Origin of the sequence: Vibrio sp. 10N.286.51.B11, assembly GCF_041469245.1 — a bacterium.
GTDB lineage: Bacteria > Pseudomonadota > Gammaproteobacteria > Enterobacterales > Vibrionaceae > Vibrio > Vibrio crassostreae_C.
The window spans coordinates 1-17,167 of sequence record NZ_JBFRKI010000017.1 but is presented as its reverse complement, the minus strand read 5'-3'; the positions used below and the strand labels follow the sequence as shown (position 1 = coordinate 17,167).

Annotated in this window: 13 protein-coding genes and 1 pseudogene; 8 read left to right on the top strand and 6 right to left on the bottom strand. The window is 45.1% G+C overall.

Translation table 11 applies throughout. The features are described 5' to 3' along the window. The first annotated feature begins 189 nt into the window (after positions 1-189). The 3 genes from AB4154_RS09450 to AB4154_RS09440 all read left to right on the top strand — a co-directional run bounded on the left by AB4154_RS09450 (position 190) and on the right by AB4154_RS09440 (position 2,776). Positions 190-1,017 carry a GNAT family N-acetyltransferase gene (locus AB4154_RS09450; protein ID WP_372122795.1) on the top strand — a complete coding sequence of 276 codons (828 nt, stop codon included), beginning with the start codon at positions 190-192 and terminating at the stop codon, positions 1,015-1,017. 152 nt (positions 1,018-1,169) lie between these two features. Next, positions 1,170-2,009 carry a helix-turn-helix domain-containing protein gene (locus tag AB4154_RS09445; protein ID WP_372122793.1) on the top strand — a complete coding sequence of 280 codons (840 nt, stop codon included), beginning with the start codon at positions 1,170-1,172 and terminating at the stop codon, positions 2,007-2,009. A 134-nt stretch (positions 2,010-2,143) separates the two neighbouring features. After that, positions 2,144-2,776: a triacylglycerol lipase gene (locus AB4154_RS09440; RefSeq protein WP_137001602.1), complete on the top strand. Its 633-nt coding sequence runs from the start codon at positions 2,144-2,146 to the stop codon at positions 2,774-2,776. Between the two features lie 133 nt (positions 2,777-2,909). Here AB4154_RS09440 and AB4154_RS09435 read toward each other — a convergent pair whose 3' ends face one another. Continuing rightward, positions 2,910-3,884, bottom strand: coding sequence for an arginine deiminase-related protein (locus AB4154_RS09435; RefSeq protein ID WP_372122791.1), 975 nt, complete (start codon positions 3,882-3,884; stop codon positions 2,910-2,912). A 586-nt stretch (positions 3,885-4,470) separates the two neighbouring features. Between AB4154_RS09435 and AB4154_RS09430 the strand changes: the two genes are divergently transcribed. Together AB4154_RS09430 and AB4154_RS09425 are read left to right on the top strand one after the other, a co-directional pair. Beyond that, positions 4,471-6,321: an ABC transporter ATP-binding protein gene (locus AB4154_RS09430; protein ID WP_372122789.1), complete on the top strand. Its 1,851-nt coding sequence runs from the start codon at positions 4,471-4,473 to the stop codon at positions 6,319-6,321. 286 nt (positions 6,322-6,607) lie between these two features. Then, positions 6,608-7,312 (top strand): hypothetical protein, encoded by a 705-nt coding sequence (locus tag AB4154_RS09425; RefSeq protein ID WP_017065155.1) that lies wholly within the window; start codon positions 6,608-6,610, stop codon positions 7,310-7,312. A 108-nt stretch (positions 7,313-7,420) separates the two neighbouring features. Here AB4154_RS09425 and AB4154_RS09420 read toward each other — a convergent pair whose 3' ends face one another. After that, positions 7,421-7,909 carry an Lrp/AsnC family transcriptional regulator gene (locus AB4154_RS09420; protein ID WP_004732526.1) on the bottom strand — a complete coding sequence of 163 codons (489 nt, stop codon included), beginning with the start codon at positions 7,907-7,909 and terminating at the stop codon, positions 7,421-7,423. A 278-nt stretch (positions 7,910-8,187) separates the two neighbouring features. Between AB4154_RS09420 and AB4154_RS09415 the strand changes: the two genes are divergently transcribed. Beyond that, positions 8,188-8,358 carry a hypothetical protein gene (locus AB4154_RS09415; protein ID WP_017071239.1) on the top strand — a complete coding sequence of 57 codons (171 nt, stop codon included), beginning with the start codon at positions 8,188-8,190 and terminating at the stop codon, positions 8,356-8,358. Between the two features lie 638 nt (positions 8,359-8,996). On the opposite strand, the gene putP is transcribed toward AB4154_RS09415, so the two are convergent. The 4 genes from putP to AB4154_RS09395 form a co-directional block, all read right to left on the bottom strand. Next, positions 8,997-10,487, bottom strand: coding sequence for a sodium/proline symporter PutP (gene putP, locus AB4154_RS09410; RefSeq protein ID WP_372122828.1), 1,491 nt, complete (start codon positions 10,485-10,487; stop codon positions 8,997-8,999). Positions 10,488-10,670: 183 nt separating this feature from the next. After that, a complete protein-coding gene (locus tag AB4154_RS09405; RefSeq protein ID WP_372122788.1) occupies positions 10,671-11,375 on the bottom strand; it encodes a 1-pyrroline-5-carboxylate dehydrogenase in 705 nt (234 codons plus the stop codon). Between the two features lie 11 nt (positions 11,376-11,386). Continuing rightward, positions 11,387-14,524 (bottom strand): bifunctional proline dehydrogenase/L-glutamate gamma-semialdehyde dehydrogenase PutA, encoded by a 3,138-nt coding sequence (gene putA, locus AB4154_RS09400; protein ID WP_017065151.1) that lies wholly within the window; start codon positions 14,522-14,524, stop codon positions 11,387-11,389. A gap of 181 nt (positions 14,525-14,705) precedes the next feature. Continuing rightward, the gene (locus tag AB4154_RS09395; protein ID WP_372122786.1) at positions 14,706-15,530 is read right to left on the bottom strand and encodes an AraC family transcriptional regulator; all 825 of its coding nucleotides are present in this window, start codon (positions 15,528-15,530) and stop codon (positions 14,706-14,708) included. A 258-nt stretch (positions 15,531-15,788) separates the two neighbouring features. Here AB4154_RS09395 and AB4154_RS09390 point away from each other — a divergent pair. Then, positions 15,789-15,965: pseudogene (locus tag AB4154_RS09390) on the top strand (SUMF1/EgtB/PvdO family nonheme iron enzyme); the annotation flags it as partial. 366 nt (positions 15,966-16,331) lie between these two features. Beyond that, the gene (locus tag AB4154_RS09385) at positions 16,332-17,114 is read left to right on the top strand and encodes a PAS domain-containing protein (RefSeq protein ID WP_372122784.1); all 783 of its coding nucleotides are present in this window, start codon (positions 16,332-16,334) and stop codon (positions 17,112-17,114) included. Positions 17,115-17,167 lie beyond the last annotated feature (53 nt).

Here is a 17,167-nt window from a genome sequence, read left to right as displayed (position 1 = left end):
CTCCTGTTAATACTTACACGCCTTTCAAAACTGTCGTTTTTATTCAATATCAATCTAGAGTACTCACCTACAATTGCTGCTATTGAAACGTGGCTTGGCTAATCAATTTATCTCATCGTCCGTTGACGCACCTGAGAACAAGATGACAACCACGCACTCTACCGAATCGAAACAACAGGAATTAACGCGATGTTAGACATCAAAAAAATCTCAGTACTTAGCGACTTAAGCGAACTTAAAACGGCTTACTTTGCTGAATCTACAGCTCCACTCGATGGCATGTGGCATTTTGGCTTTGTACCTATGTCTGACCATTACGGCTTTTACGAAGATGACAAACTTGTGGGGTATTGCGTATTGAACGGAGAAGGTTACTTACTTCAATTCTACCTAGCACCAACAGCCAACACCAATATAGAAGACTTGTTTACCTTAATCGTAGAAAACAACAGCTCTGTGATTGGTGAAGTGAAAGGCGCATTCGTAAGCACGGCAGAACCACAATACTTGTCACTATGCATGGATAACACCCATTCATTTAAGGTGAACTCCTTGATGTATTGCCAAGACCAAGAAGCTAACTCTAGTCGTAATTCAGGTCGTATTGAAGACGTCGAGATGACTCTCGCGACGCAAGAACAACTCGATCAATTAGTCGAATTTGCTTCATCAACGATTGGTGCGCCAAAAGAGTGGTTAACCGGCTACTACGGCAATTTGATTGCCCGCCAAGAGTTATGGGGCTACTGGGAAAATGGCAGCGTTCTCGCAGCCGGTGAGTGCCGTAAGTTCGATGAGCATCAAACACAGTTTGCCGACCTGGGTATGATTGTCGCTCAACAAGAGCGCGGAAAAGGGTTAGCAACGCGTGTTCTTAACTTTCTAAAGCAGCACGCTAACCAGCAAGATTTGGAAGTTATCTGTTCAACAGAAAATAGCAATATTGGCGCGCAAAAAGCTATCACACGCGCTGGGTTGTCATCAAAGCATCGCATCTTACAGTTTGATTTTCGCTAGTTGAAAACTCAGCTTTACCTCGCACTGAGCATGCGCACTCAGTGTGAAGTGAAGCTAAGATGCCAAGCGCAAGCACTTAGTATGGATAAAACTGTCACAGACAACGATATCCACATATAGTGGTAAAGTACTCATCAGAAATAGAAGTTCGAATGATCAATTGGTTACAGTCGCCAAAATCCCCTGAAATCGCTCAGTTCATTGATTGCTACTGGCTTATCGAGAAAACGCCCGATGCCCAAACTCATCAGTTTCCGATACTCAATCCCGATCCATCGGCGCACCTCATCTTATCGCCAAGCGAGCAGGCATATCACTACACGATTGAGCAACAGGTCGATCAAGGCGTTGGTTGCCATCTGCTGTTACCACACCATAAAGCCATCGAATTGGATCACTCAAAGCCCTTTGTTCACCTAGGTATTAAATTCCATGTCGGAGCCTTGTACACGTTAGATATTCCAGACTGTCCACACCCCAGCCTAGACAGTGTTAACCCTATCGATCTCGCGAGTTTGTTAGATAATCCTAATGCCGAAGTAATGTCGCTGATCAAGCTCGCTCAAACCGATGTTGAGGCCTGCTGTCAGCAGTTAGATGATTTAATGCTGCCTTGGCTATCGACAGCTAAAACGGATAGGCACAGCGAACTCACACGCAAGGTGTTGGGTGTGCTTGGTTCGACACCGATTGCAGAGCTTGGAGACAAGCTGTTTTGCTCGCAAAGAACATTGGAAAGAAGCTTCAACAAGGTAACAGGGCTGACATTAAAACAGTGCCAATCGATGAACAAACTCGAAGCGATGTTGGAATACTTGTATAAGCGAAATTTGGATGACATCGACTGGATGGACGTCGCCTTTCAATTTGGGTTTAGCGACCAACCGCACCTGATTCGTTACCTAAAGAAAACCATCGGTCTAACACCCAATACTTACGCCAAACAAGGCGGATTAACCATAGATGTGTATGGTGGAGTGAGATCTGACTAACCCACCTTTTCTCTATGACGAACGCACTGTTTATAACGTACACCTCTGTCTTTTGTGCCCCATTCGTAGCAAGTTTTATTGAGTTTAGATTTGCGACTAAATATACTGGGGACATCATCAGACGGAGGACAAAAATGAATAATAAAAACAAACATATAGTTTTAATTCATGGCCTATATATGCCTGCGTTGATCATGCTATATCTGGATAGAAACTTCAAAAAACGCGGCTTTACAACGCACAAGTTTGCCTACAACTCGCTGCGTTTCCCTTCTGCAGCCAAACGCCTCAATCGCTTCGTAAATGCTCGCTTTAATGAGTACGATGAGGTCTATTTCTTTGGTCACTCACTCGGTGGCTTGCTGATTCGCCACTACTTTAAGTTCTACCAACCCGACTTTGCAGACACCTGCATTATTACCGCAGGTACGCCGCACAATGGGGCAACCATAGCCAAAACGCTTTCGAATCATGGTCTTGGATTTATATTTGGTTCGAGCAAAATGATCTTAAGTGATGGCTTGGGTGACTACGATATTGATGTGCCGATTGGCGTGATTACAGGTACCTACGACGCCGGAGTCGGACGTATTGTTCTGGGAAGAAACCCGGGCGATGGCACAGTCACACTCGAAGACGCCAACCTGAGAGGAGCAACGGATACTTACGCCCTCAAACTCAACCACACGGCGCTCGTCTACTCCAAAGAAGTCGTAACACTGTCGGCTCAGTTCATCGAACACAGAGCTTTTAAGGACGCTTCATAGCTTATTTCCATTAGCTTTTGCGCGTTGACTCCTGTATCGAGCTCTGTTCTCTTATATGTGAAAGACAAAAACAAAAATACCACTCTGCGATAAGAGTGGTATTCAAAGATTCATTACTGAAAGTGAGTGCTTGTTACAGACGATTTACTCGCGTTGGTAAAAACACCTCACCCAACATGCATCGCACCGAACCACCGCCAATGTCTTCAATCGTTTTCACGTTAAATGGCAGCAGTTTTCCATGCGTCGAAAGCTGAGCTAACTGGGCTGGAGAAAACGCATCGTAAGCCGATTGAGACATCGCGATTACCTTATCGCCATTCACGGTTTCCAATTGCAGAATGTTGCCGCAGAATCGGTTCATCTGATCGATCGAGATCGAGATAACTTGCTTGTCTTTTGCAAGAGATTTCACCACAAAGCGGCGTTCAAACTCAGGAATCACTTCATCACAGATCACGCAGAAGTTATCACCAACCGCCATCATCACATTGGTGTGATAAATCGGCTGACCAGACGGTAATGCCGTTTGGAACGAAACCACGCGAGAATAACCAATACGCTTCGCATAATCTTCTAATACTTCACGGTCGCAACGCTGAGAAAGCGCCGCATAAATCGTCTTATTGATGTGATCGATAACCATCACACCGGTGCTCTCTAGATAAGAACCTTGAGCAACGTATGACTCCATAGACTCACTGTGGTTAACAATGCGACCAGACGCTTCCAGCACTTCAATAAGAGCAGTAGGCTTAACTTCATGCTGACGGTTTTCACAGGCCATAGGGAAAGTGAATAAACTTCCATCACTACAAGTACTGAACCAGTTGTTTGGGAACACTGCGTCAGGGGTTTCGACACCCAATTCTGGGTAATCAAACTCTACAACTTGCACACCTTCTTTACGCAACGAAGCCACCATAGCCTTAAATTCGGCCATCGTTTCTAGCTTCACCTCAGCTTCGGTCAGATTGACTCTGTGCTGAAACTCGTTGTCACGTGCTGTTTCTTCGTTAAATCGAAACTCTTTTGGCGGAACCATAACAACGCAATTGGCATTTTGAACATTAGTAATATGAAGTGATTTTTTGTGTAGGTTTAACATCTCAACCGTCCCTATCTTTTATTTACCTCAGAATTGTAAACAACTTGTTACGACAAGATTCACTGAAAATAATAATGATTTGAATATTTATCCCAAACAATTACTGCAGATCTTAGATTAATCGGTAATTTTTACTGCAAGATAACAGCACATCAGAAAGAACCAACTGTATGCATATTCGTTAAGTCACTTTATGGATAAATATTCTGATTCCATTTTCTCGCCCATCACGAGTTTTGATTACAATTCAATCCATTTAACGTTAGGATTATCACCGTTGCATAACAATCAATTACGTTTGAAATAAGCTTAACTTTTCCTGTCTAATTCAATCTAAAATAAGCGTCATGAAAGACACTCTTTGGACCTTTCCTGTATCGCTTAGACAAAGTTTTAGTGTTTTAAAGCCAAGTGCCTAAATAGGCGCTAGAACAAAATCCATCGAATGACTTAATACTGATAAGAACCCATGGGCGCTTATATAATTTCAAACTAAGACAGTTAAATTTCGAATCAAGACCATAAAAACAAAGCTGCACCAACGATGCAGTCGCTTATAGATGCACTAGTTTATAAAGGGAAATCTATGTACAAGAAATTTGAAGGCTTTACTGAAGCCTTTCCAAAGGGAGAGCCGATACAACCTCCTACTGGAATACTGGCATTCTGCCGCCATTACACTCGAGGTTTTGAAAAACCGTTAATCTTGCTCGGCCTAATGAGCATGACCATCGCGATCATCGAAGTCGCGTTGTTCGGTTACATGGGCCAACTGGTTGATTGGCTATCAACCAGCAACCCAGACACTTTCTTAGCAGATAACCAATCCACACTCATGGGGCTGGGTGTTCTGTTATTGGTCGTGATGCCGATCTTGATCAGTGTTTACTCGCTTTTGCTTCACCAAACCTTGCTGGGCAACTACCCGATGTCTATTCGTTGGTTGGCGCACCGCTATCTTTTGAAGCAGAGCTTGTCGTTCTATCAAGATGATTTTGCCGGACGTGTTGCCACTAAAGTAATGCAAACATCGCTCGCAGTACGTGAAACCGTGACCAAAATGGTTGATGTGTTTGTTTACGTAACGGTTTACTTCACGGCAATGCTGTTCATGCTAGCCGAATCAGATTGGCGTTTGATGGCTCCGATGCTGATTTGGCTGTTCGTTTACATCGGTATTCAACTGCACTTCGTGCCAAAGCTAAAAGACGTGTCTTCAGAGCAAGCGGATGCTCGTTCACTGATGACAGGTCGTATTGTTGATAGCTACACCAACATCGCGACGGTGAAATTGTTCTCACACAGTAAAAGAGAAACCGAATACGCCGAAGAAGGCATGGAAGGCTTCCTAGATACTGTGCACCGCCAAATGCGCTTGGTAACCGGCTTCAACATCTGCGTGGAATTCGCTAACTATCTATTGGTGTTCAGCATTGCGGGTATCTCTATCTACCTATGGCTAGATAGCGCAATCACCGTGGGTGCAATCGCGATTGCGGTCAGCTTGGCTCTGCGTATTAACGGCATGTCGAAATGGATCATGTGGGAAATTGGTGGTCTGTTTGAGAACCTTGGTACCGTGATTGACGGCATTAAAACTCTGTCTAAGCCTATTGCTATTGAAGACAAGAAAGACGCGAAGCCTCTGGAGGTTCCACAAGGCGGTATCAACTTCGACAATGTAAGCTTTAACTACGGTGAGAATAAGGGGGTGATCAACAACCTAAACCTCAACATCAAACCGGGTGAAAAAGTGGGCTTGGTTGGCCGTTCAGGTGCAGGTAAATCGACCCTAGTTAACTTACTTTTGCGTTTCCACGATGTAGAAAGTGGCCGCATCCTGATTGATGACCAAGAGATCTCGAGCGTTACTCAAGATTCTCTGCGTAGCAACATTGGTATGGTGACCCAAGATACTTCACTGCTGCACCGTTCGATCAAAGACAACATTCTTTACGGTCGACCAGAGGCATCAGACGAAGAGGTATACGCGGCGACTAAACAGGCACACGCGCATGAGTTTATCGAAACGCTAACCGACCCGTTTGGCAACGTTGGTTACGATGCTCAAGTGGGTGAACGTGGCGTTAAGCTTTCTGGTGGTCAGCGTCAACGTGTCGCTATCTCACGTGTTCTTTTGAAAAATGCACCACTATTGGTTCTCGATGAAGCAACTTCTGCACTCGATTCTGAGGTAGAGGCAGCGATTCAAGAGAGCTTGATTGAGCTAATGGAAGGCAAAACGGTTATTGCGATTGCACACCGCCTGTCGACCATCGCAGCGATGGATCGCCTGATCGTGCTTGATGCCGGCAATATCGTAGAAGAAGGCACGCACCAAGAGCTGATTAACCAGAATGGTATTTATGCGCAGCTATGGAATCACCAAACCGGTGGCTTCATTGCCGATGACCTTGAGCAAGCTACAAACGCTTAATTTTTGTGCTATTTTAAAAGTGCGATGTGATTCACAGCAATTTGTTTATTAGCGGTAAATTACACATGGCAGAATGTTATGTCGTAATTATATAATGACATTAACACCAAAGACGCCTCGCTTGCGCGTTCTGGAATAAGGCTAGACTTCGGGGGGAGGCTAGCCTTTTTTATGCCTGCTATTTGGCGCTCTTTGCTACCTGTCCAATAAACTTCATCGATCCTTTTGTTTTTTTCTTGGCGTTTTTTTCTTAAAATGCGCGCAATATTCTTTCTAGAGATCAACCATGAACAAAAGTGTCTTAACTAACGTTATTGCGTTAGCACTGCTTGCTGGCGGCTATGCGACAGCAAACCAATACTTGCTTTACGCAGGCCTATTCGCCTTTTCTGGTGCCATCACCAACTGGCTTGCGATTCACATGTTGTTCGAGAAAGTACCCGGCCTATACGGTTCAGGCGTTATTCCAGCACGCTTTGAAGAGTTCAAGGCAGCCATCAAGCAACTGATGATGGAGCAATTCTTTACAGAAAGTAACATCGACCGCTTCCTAAGCAGCGAGATGACAGGAAAGTCGCTCAATCTAGAGCCTGTGATTCAGAAGATCGACTTTAACCCTGCATTCGACTCACTGGTGCATGTTATCGAGAACTCTCAGTTTGGCGGTATGTTGGCAATGTTTGGTGGCACAGAAGCACTAGAGCCAATGAAAGCGCCGTTTGTTGAGAAGATGCAAGAATCTGTGATTGAAATCAGCAAGAGTGATTCTGTAAAAAATGCCATCAAAGACGAGCTAGAATCGCCTGCGATGATGGATGAAATCAAAGAAAACATTGAGGCGATCATCGATCAGCGCTTGAATGAACTAACACCTAAGCTGGTTAAAGAGATGGTTCAGACCATGATCAAGAAACACCTTGGCTGGCTTGTGGTTTGGGGCGGTGTATTCGGTGGTGTGATTGGCTTAATCTCTGCGGCCATTACGCTTTAAGGCGAACAAGTTTATCGGATTGCTCTTTATCTGACGCTCAACAAAAAATGGAAGCTCATTGCTTCCATTTTTTATATCTAAATCACGTTGGTAAGCGAAATTAGGCCACTATTTTAGAGTTGCCAACAACTCAGGGTTCACGCCGAAGCCCTTTTTATGCTCTTCAATCACCACTTCACTACGTGTCTGAATCACACCAGGCAAGGTGCCCAGCTTGGTGGCCATAAACGCTTGGTACGCCTTCATGTCTTTCACTCGAACCTTGATCATGGTGTCAAAGTCACCCGACAGTGAGTAGCACTCTTCCACCTCAGGCATCATTTCCACGGCTTGGGCAAATTTGTCGAAGATCGAAAAGCTAGTCTGATCGAGACGGATATGGATAAAGACTTGAACATCGAGTCCCAGCTTTTCTGAACAAAGCTCAGCATGATAGCCCGTGATGTAGCCCTCTTTCTCCAATCGCTTGAGTCTATCAGAGCAAGGTGACGTCGTAAGGTTGACCTGTTTTGCCAGTTCAACAACAGGTAAACGCCCTTTCATATGCAGAATTCTTAGTATCTCTTTATCGATACGATCGAGCTGATGCTGAGACATAACATTCCTTAAACATTCTAAATTCCGCTCAGTATATTCCATACCAAGTGCAATCGAAGAAAACCTCGCTCACACATTTAAAAACTAAATGCACGGATGATATTCACGCCAGATATAAACACATACAAATAGATAAGAACCCTTATAAATCAAACTCTGGTTATTAACAAATTATTATAGAAATGACCCGATTAACAAATAAGTTGAGCCGGAAACGAAAGAAAGGATATAGGCCAAAGTGAATAATATAATTATCAAAGAGAAAGGATGACTCTATTATGAAAACGCAAGAACTCGCATATAAACCTTACGGTATTGGTTCATGGACACACGTAACGGTATCAAAAGATGTTGCTCAGGCACTAGCAAGTGAATACTCAAACTATGGATGGGAAGTGAAGATTGATGGCAATGCCATTGAAGCTGAGCTTGCACTCAAGGCTGCTTAGAAACACAAAAACCTCCTAGCACGGAGGTTTTTTGAATCAAGTTAGTAAGCACTTACTATGAGTTAGGCTAGGCCAACTTGGGGAACAGCACTTCCAGTTTCGCAACGACAATTGCACGTGCGGCAGAAGTGCTGAGTTTCCATATCGTAGTACAGGTTTCCACTAAATAGTTTTGACGTCCATTGCATCATACGGCCAGAAGCTGTCTCGGGCTCTGATTCACAACGTTTCATTATAGACTTATGTAGTGTTGTTTTTTTACATCCTTTGCAATAGAGATCAGGCATACCTTTGTCCTATAGGTCTTTAGTGGTTACTGACAATTGACACATCATGTCCAATTCGGTTCCACAATTCACCGAGCTAATGACAAAAGTGAGCGCCAAGTTCAAAAAATAGCCATTTTTCTATTTTATTTTTTGACATCAAACGCCACCAACAAGACAGACCTTTCATTTCTCGCTCAAGATCCTTCGCTTTCGATTTACATTGTAAACCCCCATTTCAATATCAGAAAACCTCGAATAAACTTAATTTGAAATAAGACAAAGGTCGTACTCACATAAAAAAATAGAGCCACCGAAGTGACTCTATTGTTCATGTCTTTTGCTAATTCATTGGTATTTTTACAATGTAAATTAGTCTAGCTCAACAAGGTTCTTCTCGAACTCAGCGTGTTGCTTCTTAACTTCGTCTTCTGGCTCGCCAGTGATTAGGCTCACGATAACGATAGAGATAGTTGATAGGATGATTCCCGGTACGATTTCGTAAACATCGAACCAACCGCCCGTGAACTGTTTCCAAAGTACAATCGTAACACCACCAACAACGATACCCGCTAGAGCGCCGTTACGGTTCATACGAGACCAGTATAGGCTCAACACGATAGCTGGACCAAATGCAGCACCGAAACCAGCCCATGCATAAGATACAAGGCCAAGAACTGAACTGTCTGGCGTCATCGCTAGCACAAGTGCAATTAGAGAGATTAGGATTACCGCGAAGCGGCCTACACGAACGATCTCTTCAGACGTCGCATCTTTCTTAAGTAGTTGCTTGTATAGATCTTCTGCCATCGCAGATGAAGAAACAAGAAGTTGTGAATCCGCAGTACTCATGATTGCCGCTAGGATTGCAGCAAGTAAGATACCTGCGATTACTGGGTGGAACATCGCGTTCACAAGAAGCATGAAGATCTTCTCGCCATCGTCTAGCTTAGGCGCGCCAGAGTTAGTCACGTAGATTAGACCAACCAGACCTACTAGCATTGCACCAACCATAGACAGAGCAGACCATACCACCGCGATACGACGCGCTGTTGTTAGGTCTTTGTTGCTACGTGTTGCTTTGAAACGAGCAAGGATGTGTGGCTGACCGAAGTAACCTAGACCCCATGCCGCTAGCGAGATGATCGCGATAGCAGAAAGTGGCTCACCTTTCACATCATTCCATAGCGTGAGAAGCTCTGGGTTGATGTTGTGAAGATCAGTCGATAGCTGACCAAGACCACCGTTCATCGCTGCGATTGGTACAATCAATAGCGCAGCAGACATCAGCAGACCTTGAACCAAATCCGTCCAAGATACCGCAAGGAAACCACCAAATAGCGTGTAAGAAACCACACATACTGTACCGATGATTACCGCTGTTGTGTAATCTAGGCCGAATACTGTTTCAAACAATTTACCACCTGCTACCAAGCCAGAACTTGTGTAGAAAAGGAAGAATAAAAGGATAAAGAAAGCAGAAATTGTTTGGATCAGCTTAGAATTATCATTGAAACGACGAGATAGGAACTCAGGTAGCGTCAGTGACTCTGTTGTAATGCTGTAAGTACGCAGACGCTTAGCACTGATTAACCAGTTCGCCCAAGTACCAACTAGCAGGCCACCAGCAAGCCAGAATGCTTCAAAACCAGCAGCATAAGCGTAACCCGGTAGACCAAGTAGTAGCCAACCACTCATGTCTGATGCACCAGCAGAAAGTGCAGCAGGCCATGGGCCTAGCGAACGACCACCTAGGAAGTAGTCTGTCGAGCTAGAAGTACGTTTGTAAGCAATAACACCGATTGCCAGCATCATAATTAGATACGCAATGAACGTCGTCGTTATTGCAAAACTGTTTTCTATCATTTGATAGTCCTCATTTGTAAAAAGCCTTCCATGCCTAATTCAATGCAAGACACTCACCGTAAAGGCAAGCGAGTGCATTGAGTTAGGTATTGAGGCTCCAAGGCACTATGAGTTAAATCCAAAGATGGTGAAACCAACAATGGAGAAAACAAAAGTGCTTAGAGCCAATGTTACTGAAGGTTAGTGAGCTTCGCTTCCAAGTTCGAGCAAGGTCGCGTTACCGCCCACGGCTGTTATATTTATAGTTCGCGTACGCTCGGTAATGAAACGCAGCGATAAGTGTGGATCGTGAGCAACATGCATTGCTGTCAGATCCGTTTCAGCTACTAAACTGACGATGGCACCGTCACGCTTAGCAAGTTGTAAATTGATAGCTTGAGCCGTTTGTGAGTTACCTACGTAACCTGCGCTACGTACATCGCAAGACAGCAGCTGTTGAGCCGCGTCGTACGAAGCAACCTGCACCAAGTTCGTCGGTAAATTCGCTTGTTTCGCTGCATCAGCGATCAAGGAGTTGAATTGCACGTCATCACTGCACAATTGCACGCTGTTACCCGCTAATAGTGCTGCGGTAATCATCGCGGTTGCTGTTTGCAGTGCTGGCTCTTTGTCTTGGCAATCATCAACAATCACCAAAGCCACACCACGTCCTGCAGCATACAGCTCGTTTGTTTCACCAGTCGGGCCAGCCATTAGGTGCTGCTCAGAAAGCAGCGCAGAGGCTTGCTCTAGGTGATAAGTTGCCACTGCCGCCAAAGACGTAGATTGGCTTTCGATCTCTGATTTGAATGCAAGTACCTGAGCACTCTTATGATCAAAGTCGGTAAGATTCCATTGTTCCCACGCTAACAAAGCATCAGAAAAACCTGTCACTTGATGAACCATGATACTGCTCCTTATGCCTTGTCTTGTGATTGAGAAAAATGAACATCAGTAAAGCGGTATAGGTAGTGAGGACCACCCGCTTTAGGGCCAGTACCCGACAAACCTTGACCGCCGAATGGTTGAACACCAACAACAGCGCCCACTTGGTCACGGTTGATGTAGCAGTTACCCACACGAATGTGTTTCTCGATCCAACGGTAAGTTGTTTCGTTACGGCTGTGGATACCCATAGTTAGACCAAAACCGGTTTGGTTAATTTGGTCTACTACTTGTGTCAACTCACTCGCTTTGAAGCGAACGATGTGAAGCACAGGGCCAAACTGTTCTTCTTTCAAACAGCTGATGTCATCGATTTCAAATGCACTTGGTGGAACAAAGTCACCATGTTCACAATCCGCTCCTAGAGAAAGTTGAGCCACTTTCTTCTGGGTCTTAGTCATATTTTCTAGGTGCGTCATCAACTTCTGCTTCGCGTTTTGGTCGATAACTGGGCCCACATCCGTTTTATGAAGATGTGGAATACCAACGCTTAGCTCATCCATCGCACCGTGAATTAGTCCAATCACGCGATCTGCAATGTCTTCTTGAATGTAAAGCACACGTAGCGCAGAACAACGTTGACCTGCAGAAGCGAATGCCGAACGAATAACATCACGGACTACCTGTTCAGGCAGTGCGGTACTGTCGACGATCATCGCATTCTGACCACCGGTTTCCGCGATAAACGGAACAGGCTTAGCGTTACGACTTGCCAATGACACGTTGATACGTTGTGCTGTTGGTGTTGAACCCGTAAAGGCAACGCCCGCAATGGCATCATGGCTGGTAAGTGCACTGCCGATCTCAGCGCCACGACCCGGTAGTAACTGAATAGTGCCAGCAGGGAAACCCGCTTCATTCATCAGTTCAACGGCGCGAGCTGCAATTAAGCTTGTTTGCTCGGCAGGCTTAGCCACAACCGTGTTACCCGCAACCAAAGCTGCTGTAATTTGGCCAAGGAAGATAGCTAGAGGGAAGTTCCAAGGGCTAATACAAACGAACACGCCACGACCTTGTCGCGAAGCGATTCGAGTTAGACCATCAAAGCCTTTTAGCTCAAAACCTTGTAGGTTGTTCGCTTGTTTTGCGTAGTAACGACAGAAGTCTACCGCTTCACGCACTTCATCAATGCTGTCGTGAATTGTCTTACCCGCTTCTTGATGACAAATTGCCACCAGCTCAGCCAGGTTTTCTTCCATCAGATCCGCCAGCTTCTCAAGTGCAGCGGCTTTGGTTTCAACCGATGTCGCATTCCAATCAGCAAATGCGGCGTCTGCACCAGTGATCGCTGCGGAAACATGATCAAGGTTTGCAAAAGCCACCTGACCCACGCTAATACGACGATCGTAAGGTGCTGTTACTTGTTCAACATTCTGATCAGCCTTGATCATGCTTTCGGCAAGAGATTCGCCGTTGATCACAGGTCCAGCAGTCCATTGATTGTTTAAGAAGCCTTTTACTTGCTCTTCAAACTGATGCGCTTCGCTCTCGATATCAATGTTCACACCGTATGAGTTCTTACGCTCAGGGAATACCGCTGGCGGCAGAGGAATCTTAGTGTTGTTCAACGTATCGAATGCCAAAAGCATGTCGACTGGATGCTGTGTTAGCTCTGCTACAGGGCAACGAGCATCAACCAAACGGTGTACAAACGAGCTGTTTGCACCATTCTCTAACAGACGACGTACTAGGTATGGCAGTAGATCTTTATGGCTACCAACTGGCGCGTAAATACGTACCGACTGTTGGTAAGCTTCCATTGCATGGTTGTAAAGTGAATCACCCATGCCGTGTAAGCGTTGGAATTCAAAGTCTTTATGGTCTGTCATCACTGCAATAGCGGAAACCGTATGAGCATTGTGGCTAGCAAACTGCGGGAAGATATTGCCACGAACACTTGGGCTCAATAGATAACGCGCACACGCTAGGTAGGCTACATCAGTCGCTTCTTTGCGAGTGTAAACAGGGTAGTTATCGAAACCAGCTTGTTGTGACCATTTGATCTCACTATCCCAGTAAGCACCTTTAACTAGGCGAAGTGGGATTAAGTCACCCTGCTCTTTTGCTAGGCGGTTTAGCCAAACTAGAACCGGTAACGCACGCTTTGAATACGCTTGAATAACCAGACCAAACTTGCCCCAGCCTTTCACTAGCTCGCTGCGATACAGTTTTTCGAATAACTTAAGCGAAAGCTCTAGGCGATCCGCTTCTTCTGCATCAATCGTGATCGCAACATCAAGCTCAATCGCACGGCGCAGTAACTGCTCTAGCGTGTCGCATAGCTCAGTCAGTACGCGGTCTTCATTCGCCACTTCATAACGTGGGTGAAGCGCAGAAAGCTTGATAGAAACAGACGGTGCTGGGCTAGATTTTGAAGAGACGTATGTGTCTCGACCTACGGCTTCAATCGCCATTAGGTAATCTTTAAAGTATTTGTTTGCGTCAGCAGTGGTCAGTGCCGCTTCACCTAGCATGTCGTATGAGTAGGTAAAACCTTTGTCACGCATAGACTTACCGTTCTTCTGCGCTTCAGCAATGCTGCGACCAAGAACGAATTGGTGACCCATCACCTTCATCGCTTGGTGCATCGCTTTACGAATCACCGGCTCAGAAAGCTTGTTCACTAAACGGTTAACCGCTTGACCTGCACTCTGCTCTTTAGATGAAAGTCCAACCACCTTGCCTGTTAGCATTAGGCCCCAAGTTGATGCGTTAACAAAAACCGAGTCAGAATTCTTCAGGTGAGATTTCCAATCCGCAACGCTAAGTTTGTCGCGAATCAACGCATCAGCGGTTGCCGAATCAGGAATACGCATCAAGGCTTCCGCCAGACACATTAGCAAGATGCCCTCTTGAGTATCTAAGCTGTATTCAAGCAACAAGGCGTCGATCATCTGAATAGATGTTTTATCCGCACGGATAGACTCAATCAACGACGTCGTTTTGTCTGTAATTTGCTGCTTTTCAGACTCAGAAGGGGTAGCTAGCGGCAGAAGTTGCTCTAGCCATTGGGTTTCATCCACCATATATAATGGTGAGATAAGCGTCCAAAGATCAGCAAGCGACTGCTCATTGAATTCTGGCTTTAACACATCAGTAGCTGTAAACATGCGTTTTCCTTAATCTCACACCCGAAAAGAGTTCGGGATCTCTACAATGGCTGCAGTGTATTTAGAGTATATAAGGATTACTTGTCAAAAACTCCGAGTTTTTTGCTAAAAACTCGCTTTATTAACAAAACAAACACAAGGTCACATATGAAACTTTAAAATAATATGCCGTTTTGTTTCACTATTTAACAGAAATTTTCTTTTTGTATTGGGATGGTGACATGCCTTGAAGGCGTGAAAAGGTGTGAGTAAAGGAAGATTGACCGGAGAAACCAGCCAGTTCAGCGACCTGACCAAGGCTTAGATTACCTTGTTCAATTAAACGACGAGAACGGTCGATGCGCTTGCCAAGAACGTACTGGTGAGGGGTAATGCCCATTTGCTCTTTGAATAACATATGGAACTGGCTTTCACCCAAGAACACACTACCCGCAAGCTGCGCGACGGAGATCTTATTTGCGAGGTGTTGCTCGATATAACGATCCAGCGCTTCAAGATCAAAACGTGAATCCTTGATTGAGGTTTCAAACGCCGAGATGTGTCTTTGCATTAAGGCGATCACCGTGTCATTGCAGGCACGGCTTAATAGCAGGTCATCAGGGCTCGCCAGCATCTCTTGTACCAGCATATGAATAAGCTTTTGAATTTGCGCATCTAATTGGAAATAGACGTTCGAAGACTCGAGCTGATTAATCTTCTCTAGCATCAGAGGGTCATCATCGGTTGGCATAGGCATGTTGAGCACGAGAATATCCGACTGACCAACCACTCCGCCGAAAGCATGATCAGAGCTCGCCGTCACCACACAACCTTGTCCTGGGCCAACAAGATTCCCCTTACCACTCACTTCAAATTCCGCCTGACCTTTTAAACCAATCACCACCTGAGAATAATGATGATCGTGGCAATCCATATGCGATGGCAAAGTGATGATCTCAGCAGGACGAGGGCCAGTAAGGCCTAGCGGAGAAAGGTCTAGGTTAGGAAAGGGTAAAGGTTTAGACATGACAGAAAAATACTCGGGTCAACATAGTAAGAATAATACTCTTAAATGCGCATAAGATGAATTTGTAAATGCTCATGAGAGTTATTTGCTCGCGAGAATGAAAAGATCATTATCGCGATCATCTTGATCATGCCTCCGGAAGGATGATCAAGAGTGTACAAACTACGGGCATTGTAAAACCAATCGTTCCGGCGAGTTTAGGGACTTCACAAGCAATCACACGAACACGAACACGAACACGAACACGAAAAACATTTTACAGGCTTCTACGACATGGTGGGTAATGTATGGGAATGGACAACCGTTCAGAAAGGCCTAGCGAAAGGTGGCGCGTGGAGCTTCTCTCCTGAAGAAGCAAAAGTGTTTAACGAACTGTACGTACCGCCTTCAACGGCAGCGAACTATCTAGGATTCCGAGTAGTACGAGAGCTGTAGGCTCCCAGTCATAGGCTCAGAACCCCAAATATTTACTCTAGGTTCTCAATTATCACATTGAGCAACATTTATAGGGGAATTCCCCCCTTATGCATAAGCACTCCTAGGAGTAGATTCGTCGATAGAGTAGTAAGTCACTCTGGGTATCAAATTGATGCCTCAGTTTAATTTACCTGACCCTCGTAAATTAGACTGAAAATCTTCTACATGTCGACAAGGCATATCTTGTCTTTAGCCAGCCCCTCTTCAGGCTGGCTTTTTTTTTTGCCTGATTATCACCCTTTATGCCCATCGATTCTCCGTGATTGACACAGTTAGTCAGCAGTCCGTTTAACTGTCAGTCCCCCCTTATTTTTCGTACTCTAATTGCCATTGCAGCGCTATAAGAAACTGATATTATTGCAACATCGCAACACACGAGATAAAACCTTGCCAGATCCACTCAACTCCATACATCGTTCTTTATTCGAACAACTTCCAGGCTGCTGGGGCTGCAAAGATACTGACTCGGTCTTCGTGTACGCCAACCTTGCTTACAACCAATTGATTGGCTTAAAACCCAATGAGACTTGTACTGGCTTGACCGACTTCGACATGCCCAGTCAAACCACCGAGTGCGCACAAGATTTCAGAGCTCAAGACAAACATGTGATGGATACACGCAGTACCCTTAAGATTCTCGATATTCACCCCTATCCAGACGGACGCTGGCACGTCCATATCTTTACTAAAACACCATGGCTTGATGACGACGACAACGTCCAAGGCACCATCTTCTATGGCCAAGAGCTTACCGATACCGCGATCTTAGAGGTCGGTCATTGGGTTTGTCAGGCCACAGGAACAAAAGGCGATCAGGCATCGCTTGCGGGGTCAGAGCCGCGCGTGTCTAAGCTGCAAAAGCGGCTGACTTCGAGAGAATCAGAGGTACTGTTCTTACTGCTTTTCGGCAAGAAACCACAGTACATCGCGTCGACGTTAAACATTTCAATCAAAACGGTCGAAGGTCATGTCGCCAGATTGAAACAGAAGTTTGATGCACGCAGTAAAAGCCAATTGATTGAGTATGCATTGGATTCAGGATTGGGCTCAGTGATCCCAGAAACTCTGCTCAAAAAACAGATCTCTGTTGTTCTTCACAGTGACTGATTGACTGTTCAGCTGAAAATGCAGACAAAAAAATGGTTCATCGCGGATTAGCG

What these genes read in the sequence shown, in the direction of transcription:
- AB4154_RS09450 (WP_372122795.1), top strand. Translation starts at nt 190, where the DNA reads ATGTTAGACATCAAAAAAATCTCAGTACTTAGCGACTTAAGCGAACTT.
- AB4154_RS09445 (WP_372122793.1), top strand. Translation starts at nt 1,170, where the DNA reads ATGATCAATTGGTTACAGTCGCCAAAATCCCCTGAAATCGCTCAGTTC.
- AB4154_RS09440 (WP_137001602.1), top strand. Translation starts at nt 2,144, where the DNA reads ATGAATAATAAAAACAAACATATAGTTTTAATTCATGGCCTATATATG.
- AB4154_RS09435 (WP_372122791.1), bottom strand. Translation starts at nt 3,884, where the DNA reads ATGTTAAACCTACACAAAAAATCACTTCATATTACTAATGTTCAAAAT.
- AB4154_RS09430 (WP_372122789.1), top strand. Translation starts at nt 4,471, where the DNA reads ATGTACAAGAAATTTGAAGGCTTTACTGAAGCCTTTCCAAAGGGAGAG.
- AB4154_RS09425 (WP_017065155.1), top strand. Translation starts at nt 6,608, where the DNA reads ATGAACAAAAGTGTCTTAACTAACGTTATTGCGTTAGCACTGCTTGCT.
- AB4154_RS09420 (WP_004732526.1), bottom strand. Translation starts at nt 7,909, where the DNA reads ATGTCTCAGCATCAGCTCGATCGTATCGATAAAGAGATACTAAGAATT.
- AB4154_RS09415 (WP_017071239.1), top strand. Translation starts at nt 8,188, where the DNA reads ATGAAAACGCAAGAACTCGCATATAAACCTTACGGTATTGGTTCATGG.
- AB4154_RS09405 (WP_372122788.1), bottom strand. Translation starts at nt 11,375, where the DNA reads ATGGTTCATCAAGTGACAGGTTTTTCTGATGCTTTGTTAGCGTGGGAA.
- putA (WP_017065151.1), bottom strand. Translation starts at nt 14,524, where the DNA reads ATGTTTACAGCTACTGATGTGTTAAAGCCAGAATTCAATGAGCAGTCG.
- AB4154_RS09395 (WP_372122786.1), bottom strand. Translation starts at nt 15,530, where the DNA reads ATGTCTAAACCTTTACCCTTTCCTAACCTAGACCTTTCTCCGCTAGGC.